This is a genomic window from Rhodanobacter sp. DHB23 (assembly GCF_014842975.1).
In the GTDB taxonomy this organism is placed as follows: Bacteria; Pseudomonadota; Gammaproteobacteria; order Xanthomonadales; family Rhodanobacteraceae; genus Rhodanobacter_A.
Genome location: NZ_JACYXK010000029.1, coordinates 512,610 through 530,170 on the forward strand (window position 1 = coordinate 512,610; position 17,561 = coordinate 530,170).

Sequence of the window (17,561 nt, forward strand, 5' to 3'; positions counted from 1 at the left end):
GGCGATACGGCTGGCGATGCCCGACGGCCAACCGCTGCGCCTGCACGACTGGCCGCTGCCGCAGGCACCACGCGGCGGCGTGCTGATCGTGCACGGGCTGGGCGAACATGCCGGCCGCTACCAGGCGCTGGCGCGCTGGTTCAACGCACGCGGCTACGCGGTGCGCGGCTACGACCAGCGCGGCCACGGCGAAAGCCCGGGGCCGCGCGGCGTGCTCAGCCACCCCGATGACCTGCTCGCCGACCTCGCCGTGGTGCATGCGGATTACGCCCGCACGCTAGGCGCCGCACCGCTGCTGCTGGGCCACAGCATGGGGGGCCTGGTCGCATTGCGCGCCGTGCTGGACGAGCGCATCACGCCCAGGGCGCTGGTGCTCTCCTCGCCGGCGCTGCGCAGCCACGCCTCGCCGGGCCTGCGGCGGCTGGCCGCGACGCTGGCGCACGTACTGCCCAACCTGCGCCTGCGCAACGGCCTCGACCTGCCGCGGCTGAGCCACGACGCGCAGGTGGTGGCGGCCTATCGCGACGATCCGCTGTGCCACGACCGCGTCAGCCCGCGCCTCGCCGACTTCATCTTCCGCGCCGGCGCTTCCTGCATCGCCGATGCCGGCCGCCTCGAAGGTCCCACCCTGTTGCTGGTGGCCGGCGACGATGCGCTGGTCGATGCCAGCGGCAGCCGCGATTTCTCCGCCGCCGCCGCGCGCACGAAACAGCTCACCACGCGCTACTTCGCGAACCTGTACCACGAGCTGTTCAACGAGTCCGAGCCAAGCCGGACCCAGGTGCTGATGCAGCTGGAGGATTGGCTTGGAAAGATGGTGGGCCCGGAAGGATTCGAACCTTCGACCAAGGGATTATGAGTCCCCTGCACTAACCGCTGTGCTACAGGCCCACGAAGACGCAGGAATGATCACCGTGGTGCCTGCAAGCGCGCCGCGGCGAGCTAGGCATGGTAGCGGCAGGGAATGTGGGCGTCGAGCCGCTCAAGGCTGCTGACAGTGCGGTGTCAGCAGACGGGCGTAGGCTGTCCGCTCCATCCTGTGGGGATTTACGCATGAACACCGAAGCCGTGGCGAAGCGATTGGTCGAGTTGTGCCGCAAGGGCGAGTACGAGCAGGCGCAACGGGAGTTGTACGCGGAGGATGCGGTGAGCATCGAGATGCCGGGCCTGCCGCCGGGTGCGCTGGGCGACGCGAAGGGGCTGGCGGCGATCTACGAGAAGGGTCGCCAGTGGGGAGCGATGGTGGAAACCGTGCATGGCGGTTCCGTCAGCGACCCGGTGGTCGCGGGCCACTGGTTCAGCGTGGCGGCGAGCATGGACATCACGTTCAAGGGCCGCGGGCGCGTGCAGATGGCCGAGATCTGCGTGTACCGCGTGCGCGACGGCAAGGTGGTCAGCGAGCAGTTCTTCTACGACATGGACTGAGCGGCGCGGAAACGACGACGGCCGCTTGCGCGGCCGTCTCGTTGCCCTCTGTCCGCCCCCTTTCCCGCAAGCGGGAGAGAGGCAAGGAACATCAATCCACGTCGAGGAACGAGCGCAGCTGCTCCGAGCGGCTGGGGTGGCGCAGCTTGCGCAGCGCCTTGGCCTCGATCTGGCGGATGCGCTCGCGGGTGACGTCGAATTGCTTGCCGACTTCTTCCAGCGTGTGGTCGGTGTTCATGTCGATGCCGAAGCGCATGCGCAGCACCTTGGCCTCGCGCGGGGTGAGGCCGGCGAGCACGTCGCGCACGGTTTCCATCAGGCCGGTCTCGGTGGCCGAGTCGATCGGCGAGGAGGCGTTGCTGTCCTCGATGAAGTCGCCGAGGTGGGAATCCTCGTCGTCGCCGATCGGCGTTTCCATCGAGATCGGCTCCTTGGCGATCTTCAGCACCTTGCGGATCTTGTCCTCGGGCATGTCCATTTCCTTGGCCAGCTCCTCCGGCGTGGCCTCGCGGCCGTACTGCTGGAGCATCTGGCGGGAAATGCGGTTGAGCTTGTTGATCGTCTCGATCATGTGCACCGGGATGCGGATGGTGCGTGCCTGGTCGGCGATCGAGCGGGTGATCGCCTGGCGGATCCACCAGGTGGCGTAGGTCGAGAACTTGTAGCCGCGGCGGTATTCGAACTTGTCCACGGCCTTCATCAGGCCGATGTTGCCTTCCTGGATCAGGTCGAGGAACTGCAGGCCGCGGTTGGTGTACTTCTTGGCGATGGAGATCACCAGGCGCAGGTTGGCCTCGACCATTTCCTTCTTGGCGCGGCGGGCCTTGGCTTCGCCCGAGGCCATCGCGCGGTTGATTTCCTTGATGTCGGTGAGCGGCAGGAACAGCTTGTGCTCGATCGCGGCGAGCTTCTCCTGCTCGGCGTCGATGGCCGTGCGGTGGTCCTTGATGTTGGGCGACCACTTCTGGCGCTTGCGGCCCAGCTCGGCGGCCCACTCGAGGTTGCCCTCGTTGCTGGGGAAAGCCTTCAGGAATTCGGCCTTGGGCATCTTCACCTGCTTGACGAAGATCTCCATCAGCACGCGCTCGTGGTGGCGGATGTCGCCCACCACCTCGCGCAGCTTCTTGACGAAGCCGTCGATCAGCGCGCTGGGCAGCTTGAGCTTGAGGAACTCCTCGGCCATCTGGTCGCGCAGCTTGACGATCTTCTTGTCGGTGATGCCGGCGGCCTTGGGCGCGGCCTTCTGGAACTTGCCGTAGTGGTCGCGCAGCAGTTCCATGCGGCGCTTGACCTCTTCCGGGTCGGGGCCGCTGGAACCGGCTTCCTCTTCCTCGGAGTCGCCCGTTTCCTCGTCTTCCTCGTCGCCTTCGCCCTCGCCTTCCTCGGCGGCCGCGGCGGCGGCTTCCTCGGCTTCGAGGCGCGCGGCGTCGGCGGCGGCTTCCAGGTCGAGGAAGCCGGCGAGGATCTCGCTGAGGCGGCGCTTGCCGTCCAGGTGCTGGTCGTACTCCTCCAGCAGCAGTTCGATGGTCAGCGGGAAGCTGGCCAAGGCCTGCTGCACCTGCGCGAGGCCTTCCTCGATGCGCTTGGCAATGGCGATCTCGCCCTCGCGGGTGAGCAGCTCCACCGTGCCCATCTCGCGCATGTACATGCGCACCGGGTCGGTGGTGCGACCCACCTCGGCGTCCACGGCGGAGAGCAGGGCGACGGCTTCCTCGGCGGCGGCTTCGTCGTCGCCGCTGGCCGCGGGCGCGTTGTCGGCCAGCGGGTCGGCGTCCGGCGCGGCGTCGTGCACCTCGATGCCGACGCCCTTGAGCACGGCCATGATGTCTTCGATCTGCTCCGCATCGACGATGTCGTCGGGGAGGTGGTCGTTGATCTCGGCGTAGGTCAGGTAGCCCTGCTCAAGGCCCTTGGCGATCAGCGCCTTGATTTCGGACTGTTGCTCGTGGACTTTGTTGTTCATTCACTGACCGCCGCAGGGTTCAAGAACCGGACATTATAGCGACATGCTGCTTTTTTGACCAGTTTTCAAGCTGGAAAAGTTCGCCGGACGGGACGCAAAAATCGCGCCAGATCGCGGGCTTGCGCAGCCTTCGAGGCAAGGTGTTCAGCCCGTGTCGAGCCGGAACGTCACCGGGCCGTCGTTCACCAGGCTCACCACCATATGGGCACCGAAGCGTCCGGTTTCCACCTGCGGATGCGCGGCGCGCGCCAGTTCCAGCAACCGTTCGAACCAGCGCCGGCCATGCTCGGGCGCCGCCGCGCCGGTGAAGCTGGGACGCATGCCGGAACGGGTGTCCGCGGCGAGGGTGAACTGGCTCACCAGCAGCAGGCCGCCACCGGTATCGGCCAGCGAACGGTTCATCTTGCCGGCGTCGTCGCCGAACACGCGGTAGCCAAGCAGGCGCTGCAGCAGCCGCTGCGCCTCGCGCTCGCCGTCGTGCGGCTCCACCGCCACCAGGGCGAGCAAGCCGGGGCCGATGGCACCCACGATTTCGCCCTCGACCTCGACACGGGCGGAGAGCACACGCTGGATCAGGGCGATCATGACGACTCATGGGCGAGCGGAAGGCGCAGCATAGCGCCTCGCCCTGCGGGCGGCAGCGGGCAATCCCGTACACTGCGCGGATGCGTGCCGACATGTTCCTGATCTACCTGCTGCTGCGCCTGCTCGCCCTGTTGCCGTTGCGCGCGCTGCATGCCGCCGGCGCCCTGCTGGGCCGCATCGCGCTGTGGCGGCGCACGCGCACCGCGCACCACGTGGCGGTGAACCTCGCCGTCGCCCGCCCCGGCCTGGATGAGGCTGCGCGCACCGCGCTGCTGCGCGAGGCACTGGCCGAGAGCGGCAAGTCGGCCACCGAGATCATCAAGATCTGGGGCGCGGGGGCGGAGCGTGCGCTGCGGCTGGTACGCGAGGTGCGCGGCGCGGCGCTGTTCGACGCCGCGCTGGCCGCGGGCAAGGGCGTCATCATCGCCGCACCGCACCTGGGCTGCTGGGAACTGCTCAATTACTGGCTGTGCCGCAGGACGCCGATGGCGATCCTGTATCGCCCGCCGCGCATCGCCGCGGTGGAGGGCCTGCTGCGCAAGGTGCGCGGTGCGCTGGCGCCGGAGCAGGTGCGCGCCGAGGGCGCCGGTGTGCGCACGCTGTACAAGCGGCTCGCCGCCGGCGGCACGGTGGGCATCCTGCCCGACCAGAAGCCGCGCGCGGGCGAGGGCGAATTCGCGCCGTTCTTCGGCCGCGACGCGCTGACCATGGTGCTGCTGCCGCGGCTGGCCGCGCGTACCGGCGCCACCGTGCTGTACGCCTTCGCCGAGCGCCTGCCGCGGGGCGCCGGCTACCGCATCCACCTCCTGCCCGCGCCGGACGGACTGGCCGACGCCGACCTCGCCATCGCCTGCGGCGCGCTCAACCGCGGCGTGGAGTCATGCGTGGCACTGGCCTTTGCGCAGTACCAGTGGCAATACAAGCGCTGGTCGGCGCACGGCCTGATCAGCCCTTACGACGATTGACCCGGCCCCTTCACGGCACCTGCGCGATGGCGCATCCATACCAAACGACTTTTTGTTGAATCAGAGGAGCAAGCGATGCAACTCGGCATGATCGGTCTCGGCAAGATGGGCGCCAACATGGCGGAACGGCTGGCGCGGGGCGGCCACCAGGTCACCGGCTACGATCCCAGCGCCGATGCGCGCAAGGCGGTGGCGGACAAGGGCGTGGCGGGCGCGGACTCGCTGGCCGCGCTGGTGCAGGCGCTGCCCGCGCCGCGCGTGCTGTGGCTGATGGTGCCCGCGGGCAAGATCACCGACGACACCGTCAATGCGCTGCTGCCACTGCTCGCGAAGGGCGACACCGTGATCGACGGCGGCAACTCCAACTACAAGGACACGATGCGCCGCGCCGCGCTCTACGCCGGGCGCGGCCTGGGCTACGTGGACTCCGGCACCAGTGGCGGCATCTGGGGCCTCAAGGAGGGCTACAGCATGATGGTGGGCGGCGACGAGCAGACCGTGGCGGCTCTCGCCCCCATCTTCGAGACGCTGGCGCCCGCGGCCGACCAGGGCTGGGGCCGCGTCGGCCCGGTGGCTTCCGGCCACTTCACCAAGATGGTCCACAACGGCATCGAGTACGGCCTGATGCAGGCCTATGCCGAGGGTTTCTCCATCCTCGGCCACAAGCAGGAATTCGGCCTGGACCTGCACCAGATCGGCGAGATCTGGCGCTACGGCAGCGTGGTGCGCTCCTGGCTGCTCGACCTCACCACCGACGCGCTGGGCAAGAACCCCACGATGGACGGCATCGCGCCCTACGTGGTCGATTCCGGCGAAGGCCGCTGGACCGTGAGCGAAGCCATCGACCTCGACGTGCCCGCCCCGATCATCACCGCCTCGCTGATCGAGCGCTTGCGCTCGCGCGACACCGAATCGTTCACCGACAAGCTGCTGTCGGCGATGCGCAACGAATTCGGCGGGCATGCGATCAAGGGCGAGCCGAAGTAGGCCCCCGTTCCAACCGCACCCTCCCGGCTGGCGGGCTCAGCCGGGATAGAACGGCCAGAATCGCGGGATCAGCCACATCGACAGCGTGCAGAACAGCGCGATCAGCGGGATGCCCACCTTCATGAAGTCGGTGAAGCGGTAGCCGCCGGCGTAATACACCATGGTGTTGGTGGGATAGCCGACCGGGGTAGCGAAGGAGGTGGCGGCGGCGAAGGCCACCGCCACCACGAAGGGATGCGGGTCGGCATGCATGGCGTGGGCCACGCTGATGGCGATGCCCACCATCAGCACCACGGACGGGTTGTGGCCCATCAGCTCGGTGAGCAGGGCGGTGAGCAGGTACACCATCAGCAGCGCGGCGAGCGGGCCGTGGTTGCCGATGAGACTGATGCCCGCATGCACCACCGCGTGCGAGAGGCCGGTCTTCTCGATCGCGGTGCCCAGCGGCAGGATCGCGCCGAGCAGCACGATGATCTTCCAGTCCATGCCTTCGTAGACGTCCTTGCGGCCGAAGCAGCCGGTGAGCGCCATCATCGCCGCGCCGCAGATCGCGGCCACCGGGATCGGCAGCCAGCGCAGGCCGGACACCACCACCACCCCGGCCATGATCGCCGCCGCCACGATGGCCTTGCGCGACATGCGGCGCGAGTCGTCGCGCTCGCTGAGCACGATGAAGGCGTCGTCGTTGCGCAGTTGCGGCATGCCGTCCTCGTCCACCAGCACCAGCAGCACGTCGCCCACCGCGAGGCTGGTGTCGCTGAGCTTGTCGCGCAGCACCTGGCCGCGGCGGTGGATCGCCAGCACCACGGCGCCGGGGCGGCGGCCCAGGTCGGTCTCGTCCAGCCGGCGGCCTTCGGCGAGGCTGGCCGGCGCCACCATGATCTCGGCGAGCACGCGCGGATGGTTGGCGTCGCGCACGTAGCGGCTTTCCGGCACGTTGGTGAGGTGGGCGCGCCGCTGGAAGTCCTCGATCTTCTCCCAGTTGCCGCGCACCAGCAGCACGTCGCCGGCCTCCATCTGCTGCGAGCGCGGCGACCACATGCGCCGCTCGCCGCGCAGCAGCTCCAGCGGGTACACGCCGTAGCGTTCGCCCAGCTGCGCCTCGCCGATGCTCCTGCCCACGAGCGGCGACTGCGCGGTGAGCGCCAGCTCGGTGACGTACTTGCCGATCTCCACTTCCTCGATGTCGTCGGCCTCGATGTGGCGCGGCAGCAGCCAGCGCCCCACCAGCATCAGGTAGGCGATGCCGGCCACCGCCAGCAACATGCCCATGCCGGTGAACTCGAACACGCCGAAGCCGGGCAGGCCGCTCTTCTGCGCCAGCGAATCAGCGAGCAGGTTGGACGAGGTGCCGATCAGGGTGCACACGCCACCCATCTGCGCGGCGTAGGCCATCGGCATCAGCACGCGCGCCGGCGACGTACCGGTGCGCTGGCATACCCGCAGCGCCAGCGGCAGGAAGGTGGCGACCAGCGCGATGTTCTTCACGAAGGCGCCCAGCGGCGCGATCACCAGCATCATGGTAAGCGTCAGCAGCCACGGCTGGCGGATGCGCATCAGCAACCGGCTCAACGGCTCCAGCACGCCCGAGCGCTCGATGCCTATGCTGAGCGCGAACATCGCCGCCACCGTCACCGTGGCCTCGTTGCTGAAGCCCGACAGGGCCTCGTCCGGGCTGACGATGCCCAGCACCACCAGCGCGGCGAGGATCAGCAGCGCCACCAGGTCGACGCGCAGCTTCTCGCTGGCGAACAGCACCATCGCCACCGCGATGATGGCCACCACCGCCCAGGCCTGCCAGCTCACGCGCAGGCTCCGGTTCGTGCGATCGGCGACGGTGTCTGCATCGGCTATCCCCAGCGGCTCCACCCGCATGCTACGCGACGGCGGCGCGTGCGCAAAACCGCACGGCACGTTCATCGCGATCGGGGCAGAATGCAGGGATGAACACGCCACTCTCCACCGGACCTGCCGGCACGGCACGCCAGCCCACCGTGGCGCTGGCGCTGGGCGCGGGTGGCGCCAAGGGCCTCGCGCACATCGGCGTAATCGAGGAGCTGGAGGCGCAGGGCTACCGCATCGCCGCCATCGCCGGCAGCTCGATGGGCGCCCTGATCGGCGGCATCCATGCGACGGGCAAGCTCGGCGTGTACCGCGACTGGGTGTGTTCGCTGGCGAAGTTCGACGTGCTCAGGCTGGTGGACTGGACCTTCTCCGGCGGCGGCCTGATCAAGGGCGAGAAGATCATCGAGACGCTGCGCGCCCTGGTCGGCGACGTGCTGATCGAGGAACTGCCGCTGGCCTTCACCGCGGTGGCGGTGGACATCGACCGCGAGCGCGAGGTGTGGCTGTCGCGCGGCTCCCTGTTCGACGCGATCCGCGCATCCATCGCCATCCCCACCGTGTTCCGCCCGCACCACATCGACGGCCGGCGGCTGGTGGACGGCGGCCTGCTCAACCCACTGCCGGTGACGCCGCTGATCCGCGAGCAGGCGGACTACCTGATGGCGGTGAGCGTGGACGGCGCGGCCGTCGAAGCCGCGCCCGCGCCGCCGGCGGAAGCGGAAACGGACGGCACGCCGGGCTATCGCCAACGCATCGGCACCTTCATCGGCCGCCTGATGCCGCACGGCGGCAACGGCGACGCCCCGCGCGAACCCGGTGCGCTCGAACTGCTCACGCAGGCGATGGACCTGATGCAGGCCAATCTCGCGCGGCTGCGCCTCTCCGCCTACGAGCCGGACCTGCTGATCCAGTTGCCGCGCAACATGGCCAGCCCCTACGAGTTCTACCGTGCCCGCGAATTGATCGAACTGGGCCGGCTGCAGGCACGCGAGGCGCTGGCGCACTGGCCGCCGCACGCCGCCACCTCATCGTAGGAGCGCACCCGTGCGCGATTGCTTTTCACTCTGATCGAAGCGCAAGGCCATCGCGCACAGGGTGCGTTCCTACCGCGGCCCGTGCGTGCGCAACCAGTTTTCCAGATAGGACTTCAGCACCACCGCGTTGTTGTGCTCCTCGTCGCGGGCACCGTAGAGCAGGGTGACAACGTGTTTCGCGGCGTGTTCGGCAAGCGGGTGCCAGTACTCGGCATGCTTGTCCAGTTCGCCGGCATAGCGCTGGCGGAAACCTTCCCAGCGCGCGGGATCGTGGCCGAACCACTGGCGCAACGCGGTGGAAGGCGCGAGCTCCTTGGCCCACAGGGCCAGCGGGACGTCATCCTTCTTCAGGCCGCGCGGCCACAGACGGTCGACCAGCACACGGTAGCCGTCGGATTTTGCCGGCGGCTCGTAGACACGTTTCACGGCGATGCTCATGCGCGCAACTCCCGCAGGGGGATGCGTTCCAGCATACGCCCGCGCCATCACACGGGCGTGATCCGGGTCAAAGCTCCTCGACCCTGGTGACCTTGCCCCGGCGCATCAGCCACGCCACGCCGCGCAGGTCGGCCAGGCCCACCCACAGGCGGTCGAGCATGCCGTACTTGGACACGCCGGCGGTGCGCGGGCGATGGCCCACCGGCACGCTGGTGCTCTGGAAACCGGCGCGCTTCACCAGCGCGGGCAGGTAACGGTGCATGTGGTCGAAGTAGGGCAGGCGCAGGAACACCTCGCGCTCGAACAGCTTGAGCCCGCAGCCGGTATCGGGCGTGGCGTCCCTGAGCATGCGCGAACGCACCGCGTTGGCGATCTTCGAGGAAATGCGCTTGTTGAAGCTGTCGCGCCGCGTGGTGCGCCAGCCGGCGAACAGCTTCACCTCGGGCGCGGCGGCATCGCGCGCGGCGAGCAGTTTCGGAATGTCGGCCGGGTCGTTCTGGCCGTCGCCGTCCAGCGTGGCGATCCACGTGCCACGCGCCGCGCGCACGCCGTTCCACACGGCCGTGCTCTGCCCGCTGCGGGTGACGTGGTGCAGTACGCGCAGCTCGGGGTGCTGCGCCTTCTGCGCATCCAGCACGGCGCGGCTGTCGTCGCTGGAATCGTCGTCGACGTAAACCACCTCGTAATCGACCTTGCCGCGCAGCGCGGCGGCGATCTCGGCGAGCAGGGGCGGGATGTTGTCGCGCTCGTTGAACACGGGGACGACGACGGAAAGCTGGGGCATGGGGCCAGTCCGGAAACGATCAGGCGACGATTATCGCCGATCCACCCTGTGTAGGAGCGCACCCTGTGCGCGAATGCTCTGATGCTGATCGAAGCAAGAGCATTCGCGCACAGGGTGCTCCTACAAGCAGCGGCTCAGCGCAGCTTGCCGAGGATGCCTTCCAGCTCGTCGTTGCTGTGGTAGTGGATCACCAGCTTGCCGCGACCGCCGCCGCCATGGGCCACCTCCACCCTGGTGGCGAAGCGTTCGGCCAGCTCGCGTTCCAGCGCGTCGATGTTGGGATCGCGCGCCGGGGCGCGCTTGGCCTTGCCCTTGGGAGCCGCCTGGGCGCGGCGCGCGGCGTCCTCCAGTTCGCGCACCGACCAGCCCAGCGTCACTGCCTGGCGGGCCAGCGGCACCGCGACGACCTCGTCGAGGGTGAGCAGGCAGCGCGCGTGGCCCATCTCCAGCTTGCCCTCGTCGAGCAGCTTCTTGATCGGCTCGGGCATCTCGGTAAGGCGCAGCAGGTTGGACACCGCGGCGCGCGAGCGACCCACCGCATCGGCGGCCTGCTGGTGGGTGAGCTCGAAGTCCCCGATCAGGCGCTTCAGCGCGTCGGCTTCCTCCAGCGGGGTGAGGTCCTGGCGCTGGATGTTCTCGATCAGCGCCATCGCGGGCACCGCGACCTCCGGCACCTCCTTCACCAGCGCGGGGATCTCGCTCATCTGCGCGCGCTGGGCAGCGCGCCAGCGGCGCTCGCCGGCGATCAGTTCGTACTGCTGCTTGCCGATGGCACGCACCACCACCGGCTGGATCAGGCCCTGAGCCCTGATCGAGGCGGCCAGCTCGTCCAGCGCCTCGTCGTTCCAGTGGCGGCGCGGCTGGTACTTGCCGGGCTGGATCTGCTGGATCGGCAGGGTGCGCAGCTCGCCTTCCTGTTCCAGCACCGGCGCGGCGGCGCCATCGCCACCCAGCAGTGCGTCCAGCCCACGTCCCAGCCCACGCTTCTTTGCAGCCATGCCTAGAGCCTTTTTATGGTTTCCAAGCACCCCGCGCCGGAAGCTGTTTGCGCGCAGGCCAAGGAAGAGTGAGGAAGTGGACGTCCGTCCACGACCGAATGATGACGCAGGAATGCGGGCAAACAGATCCGGCCCGAAGGGTTGTCATCCAGTGGCCGCCAAGCGGCAGCGCGCGGCTTGGCCTGACCGCCAGTCAGGCCCGCGCCACGCACTACCACCTGACGACCACTGGATGACAACGCGGGGTGCTTGGAAACCATAAACAGGCTCTTAGTCCTGATGGTTGGCGGCGGGCGCCTTGAGCGCCATGCCATGCACGCCCGGAGTGGGCGGCTCGGTGGAGTCGTCGGGTTCGGCCGCATCGCTGGTTTCGACCGGCACCGGCATCGGCGGCAGCCCGCGCTCGCGGCGGATGATCTCGCCGGCCAAGCCGATGTAGGCGATCGCGCCACGCGAACTGCGGTCGTACAGATGGATCGGCTGGCCGTGGCTGGGCGCCTCGGCGAGACGGATGTTGCGCGGGATGATGGAGCGCAGCACCTTGTCGCCGAAGTGCGCGGTGAGCTGCGCCGACACTTCGTTGCCGAGGTTGTTGCGCACGTCGTACATGGTGCGCAGCAGGCCTTCGATTTCCAGCCTGGGATTGAGTCGCTGGCGTACCGCCTTGACCGTTTCCAGCAGGCTGGAAAGGCCTTCCAGCGCGAAGAATTCGCATTGCACCGGGATCAGCACGCCGTCCGCCGCGGTGAGCGCGTTGAGCGTGAGCAGGCTCAGCGTGGGCGGGCAGTCGACGAGAATGGTGTCGTAGCGGCCGGCCACCGGGGCCAGCTGTTCCTTCAGCCGATGCTCGCGCGCCAGCGTGTCCATCAGTTTCAGCTCGGCAGCGGTGAGGTCGCCGTTGCCGGGCAGCAGGTCGTAGTGGGCGTCGGTGGCGACCACCGCATCGGCCACCGTGGCTTCTTCCAGCAGCACCGCGCAGCCGTTCGGCCGCGCCTCGTGCTTGTTCACGCCGGAGGCCGTGGTGGCATTGCCCTGCGGATCGAGGTCGACGAGCAGCACGCGGCGCTTCGCCGCGGCCAGCGCCGCCGCGAGGTTCACTGCCGAAGTGGTCTTGCCGACGCCGCCCTTCTGGTTGGCGACAGCGATGATGCGTGCCATGTCGTCGTTTCGTGTGCGCGAAAGGGGACCTAGATTAGCAGCCGGATTCAGCTTGCGCTGCGACCGAGCACGACCAGGCTGCGCTCGGCGTCCAGTCCCGGCACGGCGAGCGCGTGGATGCCGCGCACCGCGAAGCCGGGCGGCACGCCGGGCAATTCCTCGTCCGGCGCCTTGCCCTTCATCGCCAGCCAGGTGCCGTCCGGCGCCAGCAGGTGGCCGCCCCAGCCGAGCATGTCTGCAAGACTGGCGAAGGCGCGTGCGGTGATGCAGTCGAACGCGCCTTCCACCTCTTCCACCCGCGATTGCACGGCGCGCACGCCGTCGAGCTTCAGCGCGCGGATCGCCTCGCGCAGGAAGCGCACCTTCTTGCCGTTGGAATCCACCAGCAGGATCTGCCGCTCCGGCGCGGCAATGGCCAGCGGGATGCCGGGCAAGCCGGGGCCGGTGCCGAGGTCGGCCAGCGTCCCGCCCCGGACGTAGGGCAGGATCGCCAGCGAGTCGAGCAGGTGGCGGGTGACCATCTCGGCCGGGTCGCGGATCGCGGTGAGGTTGTAGGCCGCGTTCCAGCGCTCCAGCAGGACCTGGTAATCCAGCAGGCGTTCCACCGCATCCGCAGGCAGGGCAAGGCCGAGCGCGGCGATGCCCTGTTCCAGGCGTTGCTGCAGGGTGGCGCGGGCGGTCATGCGGTGTCCCTTGGAACGGTGATGGGTGGGCAAGTATCCAGTGTCGCCCGGGAAAAATCGCCTGCGGCGGCCATCACGCCGGGCCGGCAATGGCCGGCAGGGCGGTTGCCGGATGGTGGCTGCACACAAGGAAAACCCGCCGGGTGGCGGGTTCAAGGCTTGCTCAACTCCCCTGTGCGCGGACGCTCTCGGGCGGCCCTGCGCGGTATGGCATCGGATTCAGGCGGCGAGATCCAGTTCCACGCGGGTCACCATCACGCCACGCGGGCGCAGCATGCCGTTGAGGCTCTGCTTGAGCTGCTGGCCCAGCGCGCGTTGGTCGGCGGCCGCCTCGACCTTACCCTGCAGCGCTTCCAGCGCACCGCGGCGGATCAGCTGGTCGGCCTGCTCGATCACCGCATCGGCGCGCTCGGGCTCCAGCACCTGCCAGTACACCGTGCCGCGCACGTCGCCCGCGTCGACCATTGGTTCCTCGAAACGCAGTACGCGACCACCGAGGTCGATGCGATGCCCCACCCGGTCCAGCAACGGCAGCACCAGATGGATTCCCGGCTGCAGCAGGCGCACCGGCTTGCCGCGGCGGTAGAGGCTGCAGACCTGTCCGGCCGGCACGCGCTTCACCGCGAGGATGGCGAGCGAGGACAGGCAGATGGCGGCGAGAATCAGGGCAGACATGGCAAGGAAAATCAGTGAGTTATGGGTGTATTGTTGCGCTTTGACTGGAAGTTGATGATACAGCCAGTTGAAGCTTGAAGCTTAATTTTTATTTAACGCCCATGCCGAGTAACTTGCAAGCCCCTGAATCCGCGACTTTTGTCGGCACCGGCTGACTTTGCTGAAGGGTAAGCATCAGCCGTACCAGTGGATGCCATCGGAGGCACGCACCAACCGGGATGACGCGCAGCTGGGCTGGCGATCACACATTGCAGGCCCGCCGGTCCACTTTTCATCGCGGCGCACCGGTCGCCGCGGCCATGTGCGTCACGCACGGCCAAGCCCCGGCCAGCATGGCCGGGGCAATTGCGGACGCGGTGCGTCAGAACTTGCCGGCGCGGAAGTCGGCGATGGCCTCGTGGATCTGTTCGGGCGTGTTCATCACGAACGGCCCATAGCGCGCCACCGATTCGCCCAGCGGCCGGCCCGCGACCAGCAGCACGCGCGCCGGCGCCTCGCTGCCGCCGATGCGCACGCTCTCGCCCGTCGACAGCACCGCCAACTCGCTGCGCGCGAGCTTGTCGCCAGCCACCTGCGCGTCGGTGCCTTCGAACACGTAGGCGAAGGCGTGGTGGCCGGCCGGCAGCGGAATCTCCACCTGCGCACCCGGCTCGACCGCGATGTCCAGGTACACCGGCGCGGTGACGATGCCGGCCACCGGCCCGGTGGCGTCGGCCAGCTCACCAGCGATCACCTTCACCGTCACGCCGTCGGCCGGATGCACCACGGGGATGCGCTCCGGACCGATGTCCTGGTAACGCGGCGCGGTCATCTTGTCGCTGGCAGGCAGGTTCACCCACAACTGGAAGCCCCACATCAGGCCGTTTTCCTGCTGCGGCATTTCCGAATGCAGGATGCCGCGGCCGGCGGTCATCCATTGCACGCTGCCGGGAACGAGGTCGCCGCGGTTGCCGTGGTTGTCGCCATGCTGCATGTGGCCGGCCAGCATGTAGGTGACCGTCTCGAAGCCGCGGTGCGGGTGCTCGGGGAAGCCGGCGATGTAGTCGTCGGCGCTGTCGGAGCGGAACTCGTCCAGCAGCAGGAAGGGGTCGAGCATGTCCAGCCCGGGCTGGCCGATGATGCGCTTCAGCTTCACGCCCGCGCCGTCGGCGGTGTCGATGCCGCGGATGCGGCGGAGGATGCGTCGTTCGCTCATGGCAATGCTCCGATGGAAGGAATGCCGCCAAGATGCGCGCGCGACGTGCGTTATCCAAGCGTCGCGGCGGGAACGGATTGTTCGCGGAAAGCGGTAGAAACGCCTCGTGAGATACCCCCGCCTGCTTTTTTGCTACCGGCTACCGGATGGCTCCTGTGGCCACCAATACCTCGTGGTAACGCTCGTTCGACATGCCTTGCTTCTGCTCGATGGCGAGCGAGTGGCCACCATCCGGTGAAGCAATGACTGTTGGTCGATGCTGGGCCGTACCAAACTGGACCGACACCGCCAGACCCAACGAGCCGTCATGGCATGGAATCCCGTTGGCCACGATGCCGTCGATGGGCGGCTCCGAACGTGCATCCTCCGAGTACAGCTCGACGTAACGGTAAAAGTCCCGCTCGGACACTTCGACCCAGATTCCCCAGCCATAGCTGCCAGTGCGCGACTGGAAAGGAATGCGCAGAACGCAGCGGATGAAACAACGCTCGCCCAACTGGCAGCAATCTGCGTCCCAACGAGCCTGCTGCGCCCGATCCGGCTCGGGAATGGCCCACACCTCGTCAGGAAGTTTCCAGGCGTAATCGGTGGGTAACCCTTCGTGGGTTTCGCCACAGGTCCGGCACAGGAAGGATGTCGTCATTGGCAGGCTGCGATCCGTGCCGGGATTTCAGTGCACCCAATGCCCGCTGCGATGGCGCGGCGCCGCACCCTCGTGGACTTCCGGTTCACTGTGCCGCTGCACCATCGCTTCCAGCTCGGCCTCGCTGACCGGCTTGGCCTGCCAGTACTGGCCCACGGCGTCGAGCACGGCGGGGATCTGCGCCAGGCAGTCGTCGTATTCCTCCTCGCTGAGTTTCTCGAACTCGGCCTCGGCGCTGAGCACGCCGTCGTCCACCGCCAGCGCCATCACGGGGCCGAGCAGTTCCATCAGCTGCGGGTCGTCGGCGAGGCGGCTTTCCCACAGCGCGGCGCGCAGGTCGATGCCGCGGCTGAACCCTTCGCACCAGCCGGCGGCCGACAGCGCCGGGCCGGTGTCGGTATCGATCTCGCCGAGGATGGGCTCGTAGGCGTCCACGTCGAGTTCGGCGCTGATCGAGTCGTTGAGCTTGGCCAGCAGCGCCAGCACGCGGTTGCCCTCGGCCTCGTCGGCGAAGGGTTCATGCAGCACTTCGGGCAGCCATTCGTCCGGCAGCACCTGCAAGGGGCCGACCGCCAGCGCGCTGAGCAGGCCGTGCACGCCGTCCAGCAGCAGGCGGCCGTCGCCCTCCTGCACGTGGGCGCGCAGGTAGCGATCCAGCTCGTCGAGTTCCTCGTCGGCGAGCGAGCTGGGCCAGTCGGTCTTGCTTGTAGTCATTGCGTATCCAGTTCCAGCGTCACCGGCGTGTGGTCGGACGGTCGTTCCCAGCGGCGCGGTTCGCGATCGATCGCCGCGGCGACGGCGGCGGGTTTCAGGGCTTCGCCGAGCAGGATCAGGTCGATGCGCAGGCCCATGTTGCGCCGGAACGCGGCCTGTCGGTAGTCCCACCAGCTGAAGTGGCCGCCTTCGGACTGGAACAGCCGGAAGCTGTCGTGCAGCCCGAGGTCGGTGATCGCCTTGAGCGCCGCGCGCTCGGGCGGCGAGCAGAGGATGTCCTCGCCCCATGCCACGGGATCGTGCACGTCGCGGTCGTCGGGTGCGATGTTGAAGTCACCCAGCACCACCAGCTTCGGGTCGCGTGCGATCTCGCCCGCGAGGAACGCGTGCACGCGCGCCAGCCAGTGCAGCTTGTAGGCATACTTCTCGTCGCCAACCGCCTTGCCGTTGACCACGTAGAGATCGACGACGCGCAAGCCACCGATGCTGGCGGCGAGGATGCGCCGCTGCGGGTCGTCCAGCCCCGGGATGTCGGTGACCACGTCGGCGAAATCGCCCAGTTCCGCGCGCGCAAGGAGGGCCACGCCGTTGTAGGTCTTCTGCCCGGAGAACACCGCGCGATAACCCGCCGCGGCGAGCTCGGCGACCGGAAACTTCGCGTCCTCCAGCTTGGTTTCCTGCAGCGCCACGATGTCCGGCCGCGCGTCCGCCAGCCACTGCAGAAGCTGCGGCAGGCGCACCTTCAGCGAGTTCACGTTCCACGAGGCGATCTTCATGCAGGCATTGTAAGAGCCTGTCCATGATCTCCAAACACCCGGGTTGCCACCGGGCGGCATCGGTTGGCCGGCGGCCAGGGCAGGGCAATCCGCTGGGTGGCGCCTGTTCGCCCGCATGCCGGCGTCACCACCCCGTCGTGGACGGATGCCCACTCCCCGCCCCTCATGACCGAGTCCATCCATGGACTCTCCCCGGGTGCCTTCGTCCCACCTTGGCGGCACGCAAACAGCTCCCGGCGCGGGGCGCCTGGAGACCCCTGGGCAGGCCCAAGGGATGCCTCGCGGCTGAACCGGCGGGCGCCGAAGCCGTCACCACGGGCGTTTTCCATGTATGCTCGCGACGGCAAGGGCCGGGGAGGACTCGGATTTCCTGCTCCATGTTGCGGCCAGGCGCACTCGTCCGGCCGCGATTCATTCATGTTTCAAAGGTATGTGTCATGTCGGAACGTCAGAGCGGTACGGTCAAGTGGTTCAACGATGCCAAGGGCTTCGGCTTCATCACGCCGGAAAGCGGTGAAGACCTGTTCGTGCATTTCCGCGCGATCCAGGGCAACGGCTTCAAGTCGCTGCAGGAAGGCCAGCGCGTCACTTTCGTCGTCACCAAGGGCCCGAAGGGCCTGCAGGCCGAGGAAGTGCAGAAGGCCTGAGCCTTCTGCACTCCGCCGCCTAGGAAAGCCCGCCGCAAGGCGGGCT

General features: G+C 68.3%; 19 protein-coding genes and 1 tRNA gene. 6 read left to right on the plus strand and 14 right to left on the minus strand.

The annotated features are described in order from the left end of the window. Positions 1–16: 16 nt before the first annotated feature. On the plus strand, positions 17–859 hold the full coding sequence (locus tag IHE47_RS16965) for an alpha/beta hydrolase (protein WP_225562118.1): 843 nt from the start codon (positions 17–19) through the stop codon (positions 857–859). On the opposite strand, the gene IHE47_RS16970 is transcribed toward IHE47_RS16965, so the two are convergent. Continuing rightward, a tRNA-Ile gene (locus IHE47_RS16970) sits at positions 816–891 on the minus strand. The genes IHE47_RS16965 and IHE47_RS16970 overlap by 44 nt on opposite strands. Positions 892–1,053: 162 nt before the next feature. On the opposite strand from IHE47_RS16970, the gene IHE47_RS16975 reads away from it, so the two are divergent. Continuing rightward, on the plus strand, positions 1,054–1,425 hold the full coding sequence (locus IHE47_RS16975) for a nuclear transport factor 2 family protein (RefSeq protein WP_192108043.1): 372 nt from the start codon (positions 1,054–1,056) through the stop codon (positions 1,423–1,425). Positions 1,426–1,516: 91 nt separating this feature from the next. Here IHE47_RS16975 and rpoD read toward each other — a convergent pair whose 3' ends face one another. Both rpoD and dtd read right to left on the minus strand, forming a co-directional pair. Then, positions 1,517–3,388, minus strand: a complete 1,872-nt coding sequence (gene rpoD / locus IHE47_RS16980) for an RNA polymerase sigma factor RpoD (protein WP_192108045.1) — start codon at positions 3,386–3,388, stop codon at positions 1,517–1,519. A gap of 144 nt (positions 3,389–3,532) precedes the next feature. Beyond that, positions 3,533–3,973 (minus strand): D-aminoacyl-tRNA deacylase, encoded by a 441-nt coding sequence (dtd, locus tag IHE47_RS16985; RefSeq protein ID WP_192108047.1) that lies wholly within the window; start codon positions 3,971–3,973, stop codon positions 3,533–3,535. Positions 3,974–4,053: 80 nt separating this feature from the next. Here dtd and IHE47_RS16990 point away from each other — a divergent pair, with 80 nt between their 5' ends. Both IHE47_RS16990 and gnd read left to right on the plus strand, forming a co-directional pair. Beyond that, positions 4,054–4,938: a lipid A biosynthesis acyltransferase gene (locus IHE47_RS16990; protein ID WP_192108049.1), complete on the plus strand. Its 885-nt coding sequence runs from the start codon at positions 4,054–4,056 to the stop codon at positions 4,936–4,938. Between the two features lie 33 nt (positions 4,939–4,971). Further along, the gene (gene gnd / locus IHE47_RS16995; RefSeq protein WP_192108366.1) at positions 4,972–5,925 is read left to right on the plus strand and encodes a phosphogluconate dehydrogenase (NAD(+)-dependent, decarboxylating); all 954 of its coding nucleotides are present in this window, start codon (positions 4,972–4,974) and stop codon (positions 5,923–5,925) included. Positions 5,926–5,961: 36 nt separating this feature from the next. On the opposite strand, the gene IHE47_RS17000 is transcribed toward gnd, so the two are convergent. Continuing rightward, a complete protein-coding gene (locus tag IHE47_RS17000) occupies positions 5,962–7,731 on the minus strand; it encodes an SLC13 family permease (RefSeq protein WP_192108051.1) in 1,770 nt (589 codons plus the stop codon). Positions 7,732–7,868: 137 nt separating this feature from the next. On the opposite strand from IHE47_RS17000, the gene IHE47_RS17005 reads away from it, so the two are divergent. Then, positions 7,869–8,804, plus strand: a complete 936-nt coding sequence (locus tag IHE47_RS17005) for a patatin-like phospholipase family protein (protein ID WP_192108053.1) — start codon at positions 7,869–7,871, stop codon at positions 8,802–8,804. A 69-nt stretch (positions 8,805–8,873) separates the two neighbouring features. On the opposite strand, the gene IHE47_RS17010 is transcribed toward IHE47_RS17005, so the two are convergent. From IHE47_RS17010 to xth, 10 genes are all read right to left on the minus strand, one after another. Continuing rightward, entirely contained in the window at positions 8,874–9,242 is a 369-nt protein-coding gene (locus tag IHE47_RS17010; RefSeq protein ID WP_192108055.1) for a DUF488 domain-containing protein, read from the minus strand. A gap of 67 nt (positions 9,243–9,309) precedes the next feature. Continuing rightward, the gene (locus IHE47_RS17015; RefSeq protein WP_192108057.1) at positions 9,310–10,026 is read right to left on the minus strand and encodes a glycosyltransferase; all 717 of its coding nucleotides are present in this window, start codon (positions 10,024–10,026) and stop codon (positions 9,310–9,312) included. 134 nt (positions 10,027–10,160) lie between these two features. Beyond that, positions 10,161–11,024, minus strand: coding sequence for a ParB/RepB/Spo0J family partition protein (locus IHE47_RS17020; protein WP_192108059.1), 864 nt, complete (start codon positions 11,022–11,024; stop codon positions 10,161–10,163). 270 nt (positions 11,025–11,294) lie between these two features. Then, complete coding sequence (locus IHE47_RS17025; protein WP_192108061.1) at positions 11,295–12,182, minus strand: ParA family protein; 888 nt, start codon at positions 12,180–12,182, stop codon at positions 11,295–11,297. Between the two features lie 47 nt (positions 12,183–12,229). Next, positions 12,230–12,865 carry a 16S rRNA (guanine(527)-N(7))-methyltransferase RsmG gene (gene rsmG / locus IHE47_RS17030; RefSeq protein WP_192108063.1) on the minus strand — a complete coding sequence of 212 codons (636 nt, stop codon included), beginning with the start codon at positions 12,863–12,865 and terminating at the stop codon, positions 12,230–12,232. Between the two features lie 219 nt (positions 12,866–13,084). Continuing rightward, positions 13,085–13,540 (minus strand): SPFH domain-containing protein, encoded by a 456-nt coding sequence (locus tag IHE47_RS17035; protein WP_192108065.1) that lies wholly within the window; start codon positions 13,538–13,540, stop codon positions 13,085–13,087. 361 nt (positions 13,541–13,901) lie between these two features. Continuing rightward, the gene (locus IHE47_RS17040) at positions 13,902–14,735 is read right to left on the minus strand and encodes a pirin family protein (RefSeq protein WP_192108067.1); all 834 of its coding nucleotides are present in this window, start codon (positions 14,733–14,735) and stop codon (positions 13,902–13,904) included. A gap of 139 nt (positions 14,736–14,874) precedes the next feature. Next, positions 14,875–15,378, minus strand: coding sequence for a DUF2199 domain-containing protein (locus IHE47_RS17045; protein WP_192108069.1), 504 nt, complete (start codon positions 15,376–15,378; stop codon positions 14,875–14,877). Between the two features lie 27 nt (positions 15,379–15,405). Continuing rightward, entirely contained in the window at positions 15,406–16,092 is a 687-nt protein-coding gene (locus tag IHE47_RS17050; protein ID WP_192108071.1) for a YecA family protein, read from the minus strand. Next, complete coding sequence (gene xth / locus IHE47_RS17055; protein ID WP_192108073.1) at positions 16,089–16,868, minus strand: exodeoxyribonuclease III; 780 nt, start codon at positions 16,866–16,868, stop codon at positions 16,089–16,091. The genes IHE47_RS17050 and xth overlap by 4 nt, the downstream gene beginning before the upstream one ends. A gap of 437 nt (positions 16,869–17,305) precedes the next feature. On the opposite strand from xth, the gene IHE47_RS17060 reads away from it, so the two are divergent. Further along, positions 17,306–17,515, plus strand: a complete 210-nt coding sequence (locus tag IHE47_RS17060; RefSeq protein ID WP_192108075.1) for a cold-shock protein — start codon at positions 17,306–17,308, stop codon at positions 17,513–17,515. Positions 17,516–17,561 lie beyond the last annotated feature (46 nt).